Consider the following 12,041-nt stretch of genomic DNA (forward strand, 5'->3'; position numbering starts at 1 on the left):
TGATTTTGATTCTGGTTTGCTGTCTCGGTTTGACTTTGGAATTGGGAGATTTGAGAAGTGAGCTGAGCTTCCAATTCCGAGCGACTTTGACGCACACTTTCTAACTGTTGTTCTAACTCGGAGATTTGATATTGAAGTTGATTTTGATTCTGGTTTGCTGTCTCGATTTGACTTTGAGTTTCCGAGAGTTGAGAATAAAGGTGCGAGCGTTCTGTGTTAGCAGTTTCTAGCTGAGCTTCCAATTCAGAGCGACTTTGACGCACACTTTCTAAGTGATGTTCTAACTCGGAGATTTGAGATTGAAGTTGAAGTTGATTTTGATTAGCTGTTTCGATTTGACTTTGGAGTTCCGAGAGTTGAGAAGTGAGCTGAGATTCCAATTCAGAGCGGCTTTGACGCACACTTTCTAACTGATGTTCTAACTCGGATATTTGATATTGAAGTTGATTTTGATTCTGGTTTGCTGTTTCGATTTGACTTTGCAATTGGGAGATTTGAGAATAAAGGTGCGAGCGTTCTGTGTTAGAAGCTTCTAGCTGAGATTCCAATTCCGAGCGACTTTTACGCACACTTTTCAACTGATTTTCTAACTCGGAGATTTGAGATTGAAGTTGATTTTGATTCTGGTTTGCTGTCTCGGTTTGACTTTGGAATTCCGAGATTTGAGAATAAAGTTGCGAGCGTTCTGTGTTAGAAGCTTTTAGCTGAGATTCCAATTCCGAGCGAGTTTGACGGACACTTTCTAACTGATGTTCTAACTCGGAGATTTGAGATTGAAGTTGAGTTGGATTCTGGTTTGCTGTTGCGATTTGATTTTGCAATTCCGAGAGTTGAGAAGTGAGCTGAGCTTCCAATTCCGAGCGACTTTGACGCACGCTTTCTAACTGATGTTGTAACTCGGATACTTGAGATTGAAGTTGATTTTGATTCTGGTTTGCTGTCTCGGTTTGACTTTGCAATTGGGAGATTTGAGAATAAAGTTGCGAGCGTTCTGTGTTAGCAGTTTCTAGCTGAGCTTCTAATTCAGAGCGAGTTTGACGGACACTTTCTAACTGATGTTCTAACTCGGAGATTTGAGATTGAAGTTGATTTTGATTCTGGTTTGCTGTCTGGAATTGATTTTGCAATTGGGACAGTTGAGAATAAAGGTTCGAGCGTTCTCTGTTAGCAGTTTCTAATTGAGCTTGCAGTTCCGATAACTGAGACTGAAGTTGCGAGCTATCTCCCTCGCTGCGATTTATCTGAGCCTGCAATTCTGACAACTGAGACAGCAGCTTTTCTCGCTCTCTAACAACCTTTTCTGATTGACTTTGTATTTCTTCAACTTGAGCGTTTAACTGCATTTTCTCCAGATTAGCAGCTTCTAACTGTGTTTCCAGTTCTAATAATTCAAATTGAGGTTGCGTTGCTTGTTGGCGAGCGGTTTGCAATTGAGAGTTGAGTATGTCGCGTTCTTGCTCTGCATTCTCCAATTGAGCTTGTAGCTCAGAGAATTGAGAAGTAAATTGCGATCGCTCTTCTTCGACTAATTGCAGTTGAGCTTGCAAACCCGACAGTTGAGACTGAAGTTGCTCCCGCTCTTGAATCGAGCGATCGAACTTAATTTGAATTTCCGACAACTGGTACTGTACCTGCAATCTGCTTTGACTAGCAGTTTTCAACTGACTGTCAAATTCAGACAGCAGAGCGTGAAATTGAGAACGTTCTGCATCAACCGCCTGTAACTCTGCTTGCATTTCCACCAATTGAGCGTTAAGCTGCGATCGCTCCTGCGCCCCAACTTCTAACTGATTTTTAAGTTCCGCCACTTCTGCTAACTGCGACTCAGCTTGTTGAGCATTTTCTAGCTGAAACTCCAAATCAGCAATCAGAGAATCAATTTGCGATCGATCCTGGGCAACTCCTGCCACAAATCCTTCCATTTCCGACACTTGATTTTTTAAAAAATCTTGCTCGCGAGTCACAGTTTCCAACCGACTTTGCAACTGGGACAATTCATAATTTAGCTGATTTTCATTCTGCACCTTTTGCTGCAACTCCGAATTGCGGGCATCCAACTGCTCCGCCAACTTCGATATCGCCTCCTGTGAACCCTGCATCCGCACCAAATTGCGTGAATTTCGCTTATTCAAAATTAGCCAGCAGACTAAGGCCCCGCCTCCAAATCCTATTAATAAAACTAATGGTTCCATTTTTTTATCTAATTGATATAAATTGAGTTATCTTGATGCTTGCCCACAAAAGGGACTTCAACAAATCCCTATTTTACTCAAAGCTATCACAACTTGCAAGCCTCCGTTCACTTGGCTCAAGAATTTATATTTCTTTACAAATACCTTTTGTTTACAGGTAAGGTGCGCACGGAACACCCTCCAAGTCCGATTAATGCAGCAAATCCACAATATCAGGAATAATCTCGATATGCTGAGTCAGCAGTTTATATTACTGCAAATTTGCCAGACGGAAAAGTTTTGTATCAAGGCAATTCAGACGCTCAGTTCGTCAAAGGATTAGTTGGCTTGCTGGCGGAAGGTTTGAGCGGATTAACGCCTGCTGAAATTGTCACCATTACCCCATATTTTATTCAAGACACGGGATTGAATGTGAGTTTGAGACCTTCCCGCGCTAACGGATTTTACAACATTTTTCAAATAATGAAAAAGAAAGGGCTGGAATCCCAGGTAAGTGAGCAATCAGAACTGAATTAAGCACATGAAAAATCCTCACTAAAATCAACAGCCAATGATTTTTATAGGAGAGCCGTTTTTTTATTCTCTATCCACCAAAACAAAGCTGCAAACATTGTCGAAACCATTAATAAAACCCCAAGCACCAAAAAAGTAGTATGTGTAGCAAAAAGTAATGCTTGTACAGGCGCATTGCTAATATCGATATTCGGTGCAAAATTAGCGCTAAAACTTGTGGTAAAGAAGAACAAAGCACCTACTATTGGTACTCCCAGCATCTGCCCTAATATCCGCGAAAATGACAACAATCCCGAAGCAATACCTAATCGATCTTGTGGTGCGGCTCCCATAATAGAGCTATTGTTAGGAGAGTTGAACATCGCCACTCCTACCCCATAGGGAATAATCCCCAAAATATACTTGATGACAGTTAATTCAGTATCAAATCTGCTGATTAAAAAACATCCAACGACCATAAATACTAGACCCATTAAAGTAATGAGCTGCGTGCCAAAACGGTCGGAAAGAATACCCGAAATAGGCGCACTTGTCACAATCAGAAGTGACGGTACTACCATTAAAAAACCAGATTTTTGAGTTGAATAGTGTTCAAGGAAGGTGAAGAAAAAAGGAAGGATGAAGATGACACCTGCGATCGCGAAATTTGCAATAAAACGTAGCGTTAAGCCCAGGCTAAACTCTACGGATCGAAATATTTTAAAGTCGATCATTGGTGCTGCTATTCGGGATTCTAACCATAAAAAGCCAATCAAGCTGACGACAGAAAAACCCAGCATATTTATGGCAATCTGAGAATTACCTTTCTGTAATAGGGTAAGACCAAGAATAAAAGAAGTTAAGACGATGGTCAATATCAGCGTACCGATGATATCAAAGTTTTCGGGGTTTCCACTAATCGCAGAATTCGGTACAAAACAAGCCACAATCAAAATGGCAAAAATCCCAATCGGAACATTCACCCAGAAAATTAAAGGCCAGCCTCCCACACTCATCAGCACTCCTCCTACCATGGGCCCCAAGGTAATCCCCATTCCGTAAATTCCCGCTCTAATACCTAGTCCCAGTCCCCGCTCTGCCGCTGGAAATGCCTCCACAATCATCGCAGTTCCCAAGCCAGATAAAAACGCAGCCCCTACTCCTTGCAATCCTCGAAACGCTATTAAAAACCCGACATTTGGCGCCATGCCACACAATAGTGAACTGATCGTAAAGATTGTTAAGCCAATAATGTACAATCGCTTTTTGTTCCAGATATCACCTAATTTTGATACCAATATTACAAATATGGCGATTGCCAGCAAGTAACTTAAAACTATCCATTGACTCGTGGCAAAACTGGTATGGAGAGATTCAAGCATAACTGGCAAAGCCAAGTTAACTATATATACATCCAAAGCAAAAATGAATACACCAATACCAATACCAACTGTAGTCCACCATTTTTTAGGTGTTTTCTTGTCTTCTTGCCTTAATTCGTTAGAGTTTTCTGCTGGCGTTGTTGACATTATTACTATCTAGTGAGAGGTGGGATTATTCTGAAATCATCCAAACTATAGCAGTTTTCACTTGATAGGTGCTACGCTAAATTAGCAATTATCAATAATTTCTATAAATTGTTTATCGATATCGATTGGGGTTCCTCTTTTAACAATTTCTTTAATCTTTTTAAGAATCTTAGCTACTAAATTTTTGTTTTCAGCCAGTTCCTCTCTGCCAATCTGCTTTAGAGCTAATTCTACAGCAGTCAATCCCGATTGCATCCCTAATGCTATACTACTTTTAATTACCAAAATTTCTGGATTTAAACTTTGATATAGGCGCTCATCTTTTGCCATGGCCGTAAGGTGAGCACCTGCATAATGGGTAAAAGCATTTTTCCCCACGGCAGGGTGATGAGGAGAAATAGGTACATGAGAATACTCGCTTACCAAATTATACAAATCTTTCAAATATCCTAGTTGCCAAAATTTTTTCTCCTCAATAAGGTCGGATAAATTTATTAGTAACTCAGCCAAATCCACTATACCAGCTCTTTCCCCTAGTCCCATCACGCTGACATCAATAATATCTGTTCCCGCTCTGTAGGCATCCAAGGCATTTGCTAAAGCTAAACCTCGGTCGTTGTGGCAATGAACTTCTATTTGTGGATATAATTCTCGTTTGGCTAGTTCCTCCTTCAGGATTTTGACAAAATAATAAATACTACGTTTTTGTTGAAATGGGGTTGTATATCCCGTGGTATCAGCTATGCTGATTATATTAGCTCCAGCCTGCACTGCTGCACTAGCCGCCTAAATCACATTTTTCATAGGAGAGCGAACTGTATCTTCCGGCGTATAGCGAATCAATAAACTATCATTCTGCTCTCTAGCATAAGTTATTACTTCCACAATTTTATCTAGGGCTTCATCTAAACAGATATTATAGTCGCATTGCAATCGTTGAGAGGATACACTAAAAAACACGCCTAAAAAGCTGACATTACAATCCAGGGCTTTTTTAACATCATCTATTCGGCAGAGCGAATGAGCGCCTATTTTTGCTTTTAGTCCAGCATTGGCAATGCGGGTAACGGCTAAAGCAATTTCGCTATCTACAGCAGGATTGCCGGCTTCAATAATATCAACTCCTATGTGGTCTAAAAACTCCGCAATTTTTAACTTTGTTTCAGGTGCGAAATAAACTCCAGGGGTTTGTTCTCCCTCTCTCAAGGTAGAATCAAGAATTTTAATCATAATCTACGATCGATTTAGCTACTAAGCTGTGTTGCATCTAGATTGCCTATGGTATTAGAGAGGGAGAGGGGGTGAAGGGGAGAGGGGGAGAGGATTTGACGATTTTTGTTCGGGACTCGAAATATACAATTTAAATGCACAACAGCTTAACAAAATCTTGAAAAAGGGGCTGGCATCGGCGAGGGCACAATACCTTATAGAAACTTGAGCCATGACCCCCAATAGATATCTCCAAAAAATACAGTCAAAGGCAGCCAGGATGCCTGCTCCACAAAAGTTATTGGGGAGATCTAATAGTTGATATACTCCCCGGCCCGAGAAGGCGCGGGGATTCTTGACACTTCATCGAGATGCGCTACAAGTAGTCTTATCTTCTCTCTGCGTCCGTTTAAAGTCGTGGCGATATCCCATCCCGACTTGGGCTATATTTTTGGCTGCGTTCTCATCTCGATCGTGGTGCGTAGCGCAATTGAGACAAATTAGTTTTCTAATTGAAAGATCCAGTTTGCCCCACTTAAACCCGCATTCCGAACACACTTGGCTAGTTGGCTCCCACCTATCTATTACCCTAAAATCCCGACCGTACTTATCGCATTTAGCCTCTGTTAGGGTGCGAAACTCATACCACCCTTGCCAGCTAATTGCTTTGGCAAGACGGCGATTTTTTACCATTCCCGACACATTCAAATCTTCTAAAATTACAGTTTGGTTTTCGCTGACTATTTTAGTTGACAGTTTGTGCAGAAAGTCAGTCCGCTTGTCGGTAATCTTGTTGTGTTGCTTGGCGATACGGATTCGCGTTTTGTTCCGCCGACTTGAATCTTTTTGTTGGCGTGCTAACTTGCGTTGCAATTTTCTAATCTTGCGGTCTGGCTTTGAGTAGTCCGGTCCCTTAACTTGCGTTCCGTTACTGAGAACCGCAAAAGTTTGGATACCCAAGTCGATACCGATAGATTGGTTTTTTGGTTCAATCCTAACTGGGTTTATTTCGACTACAAAACTTAGAAAGTAACGGTTGGCACAATCTTTGATTACCGTAACCGAAGTAGGAGCTACGGGTAACTCCCGGCTCCAAATCGGTTTGACGCATCCGATTTTAGCTAAATAGACTTCGTTCTCTTTGAGAGAGAACCCGGATTTAGCAAACTCGGCAGATTGCTTGTTAGTCCTTTTCTTAAATTTAGGTAGCGCAACTTTTTTACCCTTCCTTTTTCCCTTGCGAGCATCGAAAAAGTTTTTGTACGCCGATGCCAAATGCCTTAAAGACTGTTGCAATGGGACGGATGATACCTCGTTCAACCAAGCTCTCTCTTCTGCCTTTTTTGAGCTTGTTAACAATCCAGATAGCTGATTGTAATTGGGTAGCTTTTCACTGCTTTTACATAAAGCTAAAGCGTCGTTCCAGACCACCCGAACGCAACCAAATAGCTGAGCCAAGCTCTGCTTCTGTTGGTCGGTTGGGTAGAATCGGTACTTATACCTTGCTTTCATTAGGTATGTTATTGTTGGTATGTCAACTGTCGTAAGTTGGTCTACAAGTAATGTTAACCCAATTGGGCCCCGAAAGGCACAGCATTACAGATTTACTAATCCATTGGGTCTGTGTAACAAAATATTGCAGACCCGTATTTACGGCGAAAAGCTGTCCTAGAAGGACGGGGTTTTAAACCGATTTTTCTGATAAGTCTAAGGGTTGATGGCCAACTTTGCTAAAGCTGCCTGCACTGTTGGGGGTAATTGACGCATAATCTTACCTTTGTCGCGATCGACACCAACCAAAGTTACCTGTGCGGTGACATATAACTCCTGAGTATCAGCCGATCGAATTTCGTAATCCCAAAGCAGCCGCACACCCTCGCTAGCACCTATCCGCGTTCTGACTGCCACAGATTGACCCATTTGTACAGAGCGGTGGTAGCGCAGCGAAAGTTCCACCACGGGCAATTCCAAGCCCTGCGCCACCCAGTCTGCATACTCGATGCCCAGAGAGCGCAAACTTTCCACCCTAGCTTCCTCCATCCAAGCCAGATAAGTCCCGTGCCAAACCACACCGCTGTAGTCTGTATGGTGAGGGTACACTCGCACCAAATATTCAAACCAGCCCTCCGAGTTCATCCCAGCCCGGTTTTGAATGGCACCAGCCGGTGCGAGTTCTGGTTGAGTTCGATCGTTCTCTAACACGTTACAAATCGTTCCAAAACGCTACATTTCTACAAATCATAAAGCAAATTTCAGGCTTATGCTTGACATTAAGCAACTAGAGTCCGAACGCCCTAGTTTAACCTCCCACAAGAAAACTCAACTATTTTTACCGCCAAAACCATGATAGAAAAAATTTTAGTAGCCGTCGCCGGTCGCGGCTTGTGCGAAGAGATGTTTAATATGTTAATGGACATCCCTTCCTTGCAAAACACCTCTGTCACCGTCTTGCACGTAGTGCCGCCACAAGTAACATCCGACGGCATGGCCGCCAAGTTGGAAGAAGGAGGCAAGATTTTAGCACAAGCAGTCCAGTCTTTGAAAATAGATCCCAGCAAAGTCAATCCCCGGCTCAAACAGGGAGACCCGAAAACAACTGTTTGCCAAGTCGCAGAAGAAGAAAAAGCCGACTTAGTAATTATGGGTTCCCGGGGACTCGGACGGCTGCAATCGATTTTGGAAAACTCTGTCAGCCAGTACGTTTTCCAGCTAACATCCCGACCGATGCTGTTAGTAAAAGACGACATCTACGTCAAAAAAATCAAGCGCGTCATGGTGGCGCTAGATAAATCCGAATCCGCCAAACAATCCTTAGAACTCGCCCTATCTTTTGCCAAAGAAGTCAGCGGCGGCCAGATAATTCTAGTACACGTAACCAAAGATTTGACGGGAAAATCCACCGAAGATTTAACAGCAAATGCTGAAAAAGACCCCGTATTAGCCCCCGCAGTAGCACTCGCGAAACAAATGGGAGTTAGCTACCGGTGCGTGAGTGCCACAGGCAAGCCAGGGGAAGCTATTTGTCAGATTGCAGACGACGTGAATGCCGACTTGTTGGTAATCGGTTCCCCCGATCGGCGGCCGAACGTTGCCAAAAACTTTGTGGATCTCGATCGACTCCTAGGAAATTCGCTATCAGACTACGTGCGAGTCTACGCCAACTGTCCTGTCTTGCTAGCCCGCACAGTCGCCTAGAATCTCATCCTTAACAGTTAGCAGCCAACACTCAACAGTTAACAAAAAAAGCGCCTCAGCAAAAAGCTGTTGGCGCCTTTTTTGCAAGCAGCTTGGGCCAGACAGAAATAGCAGCAGTTGCTAATCTTTTCTACCTTGACGGCTAGCCGTTTGAATGTACAGAATGATTAGAAAAACGCTGGGCACCAAGACAAACAGAATGGTTGCCACAAACCCTAAATCGTTAACTTCCATGAAGACGCTCGCCTCTATCGGAAAATAGGAAAACACACACAACTAGGATATCACTCAAAGGCAAAAGGCAAACTCGAAGACAGAAGGAGAGCTTGCGGACAAGCGTCGAAACCCGGTTTCTGCCTCGATACCTGGCTGCCCAATCTCTTATTTGTCCTAGAAACCCTGTTTCTTTTCCTGGCCCGGCAAAAGGCGTAATTATACAGTGAAATAGGAAAAAAAACAAAATTATTGCATTCTGCATTTTTCTTTCCTTCTGCATCTGCTGCCGAATGCCGAATGCCTTCTGAGAGTCAGGGTTTAGTCTTCACGCTGACCTGGCCGTTGACCAAAGTTTGACAAGCCAACCGATAGTTTTCGGGCTTTTTTTTGAGCTTGCGGTTTTCAAAGTCAGTGCGGGGCGACAGATTTTCACTTCCCTCGACAATTTCCACAATGCAGGTGCCGCATTGACCGATGCCCCCGCAATTCATCATCTTTCCCGAAAATGTGTACAAATCGATGCGGTTTTCTAGAGCTTTGAGCCTCAAATTGGCTCCGTCTGCTGCGATGACTTCCTGATTTTCCTTCACAAACTTGATGTTGGCCATTGCCGATTCCTTAACGCAGTTGACATGGAACTCTATTACAAAATATTAACTAATGTGTCGGAAGTTTAATATCAATTCCGGTTACACCGGAATGATGGGGAGTGGTCCGTTGGGAGTCGGGAGTCGGGGAATGTGGGATTATTGACCTTGACTTTATCATTCCGATGCAACCGGAAACGATATAATACCCCGATGTCTAATTTCCTTTGTAATTAAATGTGCGCGCGAGCGTAGCTATCCCGTAGGGAATCGCCCCAACCCAATCTCAAGGAGCATCCGAGAGGTTATTAGTCGGAAGATTGCTCACAGCCCGCTGGAGAGACGAAAGCCCCAGGTTGTAGGTGACAATTGCCGACAATCGGTTTCTCTCAGCCCTAGTCAAATCAGTTTCCGCCTGAATCACATCCGTCTGAGTACCCACGCCAGCTTGAAACCGCAGTCTCGCCAGACGCAGAGCTTCCCTTGACTGCAAAACCCCCGCCTCTGAAGTTTCGATATTCTCAAAACTCGACTCTAAGCCAAAATAAGCTTGTTCCACTTCCCGGCGAACCTGGTTGCGGAGTTGGTCGAATCGACTTTCGGCGATCGTCATCTCAGCCTCCCGCTGTTGCACCCTGGCGTTCGCCGCGCCCCCGTCGAAGAGACTCCAAGTCAGACTCGCCCGCACCGAATACCCGTCCGCCCAGCCGCGAGGAACAAACCGGCCCGGGTCGTCAGGGTCTTGCCCCACCACGTTGTAGGCGGCCGAGACACTCACTTGAGGCAAACGCCCCGCCTGAATCGATCGCCTCTGCTGCTTGCTGATATCTCTCTGCACCAACTGCTGTTCCAACTCGGGGCGATTCCTAAAAGCCTGCACGATACTCTCTTCCAAAGACAGCCTCCAAGAGCCCGCTTGCTCTACCGGGTCAGCCGCTGTCAAGTTCGCCGTCTGGCTGATATTCAAAATCTCAGCCAGACGCCGCTGGGCAACTCGCTGGTCGCGACGGGCCACTGACAGTTGTTGCACTTCGTTAGCCAAATTTGCCTGAGCCTGCAACACAGCAAACCGGGTTCCCACCCCTGCCCGTTCCAGGGCTTCGGCATCCCGCAAACTTTGCTGGGCATTTCTCACCGAAGCTTGGCGGATGGCAACTTGTCCGTCCGCGTTTTGCAAGTTGTAGTAAGCCTCAGCAGTGTCGAAGCGGAGTTCCTCGGCTTGGCGTTCCACATCCAGTTCCCGAAAGCGCAACTGTTCCTCTGCCGCGCGGATGTTAGCGCGCCGGCCTCCGAACACATCGAGGTTGTAGCTCAACTGCAAAGTGCTGTTGAGAGTGTTGCTGCCAAAATTTGGCCGGGCTTGGTCGGCGGGTTCCCCGGTTCGGCTAGCCTGAAAGTTTAACTGGCGCTGCTGAGCCCGGACTCCGAGTTCTCCGCCGGCACTTATTTGGCGGCTGGCGTCCATTTGAAAATTTAGGTCGGGATAAAGAGCAGCTTGTTGTTCGCGCAAAGCGGATCTGGTTTGTTCCACTTGCTGTTGGGCGATTTGCAAAACTTGGCTGTTGCGGCGGGCGAGGTCTATCGCCTGCTGCAAGGTAATTGACTCTGTTTGCTCGATCCTGACATCCTCCGGGTTTGTCGGAAACTGCAGCGGATTCGGGTTGGGTTCCAGGGAAGCCGGAGGGTTGGTGTCTAAAATGCCCCTCGGAGTCAGAGGGGGGAAACTTTCGTTCGGAGTGCCCGGGATAATTGGGACCGGGGAACTCGGCACAGGAACATTGTTGAGAGGGCTCGGGGAAAGCTGCTGAGCGTCTGTCGGTTCCAAACCTCTTTGAGGCGTTGAACCGCCTTGAGACAGAGTTGATGGGGAAGCCGGAGCAGCCTGTTGAGGCTTTGATGCAAGCGAAGGCCCGGTTGGGGGAGTTGATGCGATCTTCGCTCGGACTGGCTGCCCAGAGTCGGAGGTTGGCGGGCCCGGGGCGATCGACTGTTCGAGGTCTTTTGCTGACTCTGGCGCTGTGTTCGAGGTCGATCGAACATTCGGCCCTAATTCGACGAGCTGATTGCTAGGGGCCAAGCTGTCCTGGGACTGAGCCGGAGGCTGTGCTGAAGCACTCTGTGCGGCGTTGCCCAAAGTAATTGCAGCGCCCACTCCGACTCCGATGATTTGACGAAAAACACGCATAATTTTTTAATTAGTCTGCAATCCTAGAGACAATTTTAGAGCAAGATTTGGCTTCAAGTTTCTAGTTTGTAGCCTGAACTCGCCAGTTACAAGTCAGAATTACCCTACTCATCTTAACTTTTGAATGTTCGGTTCAAAATTTACCTACACCGCCGTAATGCTCCCACTAGATCGGTAATCCGATTAGTGGCCAGATGTAAGGCGGGTGATTTATGAGGGCATCCCCGACAATTGCTAACGGCAGGGTAACGCCCGGCGAGGATGTCCGAAGAATCACCAAAGTATTCCTTGATTTCCCCCAATTGTTCAGTCTGTGATGTAATGTATTAGTGGTTGCGACCCGTCCACTCGGCTGACCACAACACGACGTAGCAGTCATATGCTTGCGAAAGTAACTAGCGAGAGAAAGGGAGAAAGATTCCGGTCACTGGTTCGT

General features: G+C 45.5%; 9 protein-coding genes and 2 pseudogenes. 2 read left to right on the top strand and 9 right to left on the bottom strand.

Annotation, left to right across the window (positions count from 1 at the left end):
* Nucleotides 1-2,192, bottom strand: a 2,192-nt coding sequence (locus QUB61_RS00780) for a hypothetical protein (RefSeq protein ID WP_445300990.1), incomplete at its 3' end; no start/stop codon positions are given.
* 246 nt (nucleotides 2,193-2,438) lie between these two features.
* Here QUB61_RS00780 and QUB61_RS00785 point away from each other — a divergent pair.
* Nucleotides 2,439-2,708, top strand: a pseudogene (locus QUB61_RS00785) (SufE family protein); the annotation flags it as partial.
* A gap of 41 nt (nucleotides 2,709-2,749) precedes the next feature.
* Here QUB61_RS00785 and QUB61_RS00790 read toward each other — a convergent pair.
* The 5 genes and pseudogenes from QUB61_RS00790 to QUB61_RS00810 all read right to left on the bottom strand — a co-directional run bounded on the left by QUB61_RS00790 (nucleotide 2,750) and on the right by QUB61_RS00810 (nucleotide 7,624).
* Complete coding sequence (locus tag QUB61_RS00790) at nucleotides 2,750-4,213, bottom strand: MFS transporter (RefSeq protein ID WP_333136277.1); 1,464 nt, start codon at nucleotides 4,211-4,213, stop codon at nucleotides 2,750-2,752.
* A gap of 81 nt (nucleotides 4,214-4,294) precedes the next feature.
* On the bottom strand, nucleotides 4,295-4,729 hold the full coding sequence (locus QUB61_RS39695; protein ID WP_445300992.1) for a homocitrate synthase/isopropylmalate synthase family protein: 435 nt from the start codon (nucleotides 4,727-4,729) through the stop codon (nucleotides 4,295-4,297).
* Nucleotides 4,706-5,443 (bottom strand): annotated as a pseudogene (locus QUB61_RS39700) (2-isopropylmalate synthase); the annotation flags it as partial. The gene QUB61_RS39695 and the pseudogene QUB61_RS39700, both read right to left, overlap by 24 nt.
* A gap of 342 nt (nucleotides 5,444-5,785) precedes the next feature.
* Entirely contained in the window at nucleotides 5,786-6,934 is a 1,149-nt protein-coding gene (locus QUB61_RS00800; RefSeq protein ID WP_333133749.1) for an RNA-guided endonuclease TnpB family protein, read from the bottom strand.
* A 195-nt stretch (nucleotides 6,935-7,129) separates the two neighbouring features.
* Nucleotides 7,130-7,624, bottom strand: coding sequence for a thioesterase family protein (locus QUB61_RS00810; RefSeq protein WP_332955046.1), 495 nt, complete (start codon nucleotides 7,622-7,624; stop codon nucleotides 7,130-7,132).
* Nucleotides 7,625-7,765: 141 nt separating this feature from the next.
* On the opposite strand from QUB61_RS00810, the gene QUB61_RS00815 reads away from it, so the two are divergent.
* Nucleotides 7,766-8,617: a universal stress protein gene (locus QUB61_RS00815; RefSeq protein WP_333133750.1), complete on the top strand. Its 852-nt coding sequence runs from the start codon at nucleotides 7,766-7,768 to the stop codon at nucleotides 8,615-8,617.
* Between the two features lie 120 nt (nucleotides 8,618-8,737).
* On the opposite strand, the gene psbM is transcribed toward QUB61_RS00815, so the two are convergent.
* The 3 genes from psbM to QUB61_RS00830 form a co-directional block, all read right to left on the bottom strand.
* Complete coding sequence (psbM, locus tag QUB61_RS00820) at nucleotides 8,738-8,851, bottom strand: photosystem II reaction center protein PsbM (RefSeq protein ID WP_015177760.1); 114 nt, start codon at nucleotides 8,849-8,851, stop codon at nucleotides 8,738-8,740.
* Nucleotides 8,852-9,144: 293 nt separating this feature from the next.
* The gene (locus QUB61_RS00825) at nucleotides 9,145-9,441 is read right to left on the bottom strand and encodes a 2Fe-2S iron-sulfur cluster-binding protein (RefSeq protein ID WP_333133751.1); all 297 of its coding nucleotides are present in this window, start codon (nucleotides 9,439-9,441) and stop codon (nucleotides 9,145-9,147) included.
* 265 nt (nucleotides 9,442-9,706) lie between these two features.
* The gene (locus QUB61_RS00830) at nucleotides 9,707-11,605 is read right to left on the bottom strand and encodes a TolC family protein (RefSeq protein WP_333133752.1); all 1,899 of its coding nucleotides are present in this window, start codon (nucleotides 11,603-11,605) and stop codon (nucleotides 9,707-9,709) included.
* Nucleotides 11,606-12,041 lie beyond the last annotated feature (436 nt).

It is taken from the genome of Microcoleus sp. C2D2, from assembly GCF_036702495.1.
Classification (GTDB): Bacteria; Cyanobacteriota; Cyanobacteriia; order Cyanobacteriales; family Microcoleaceae; genus Microcoleus.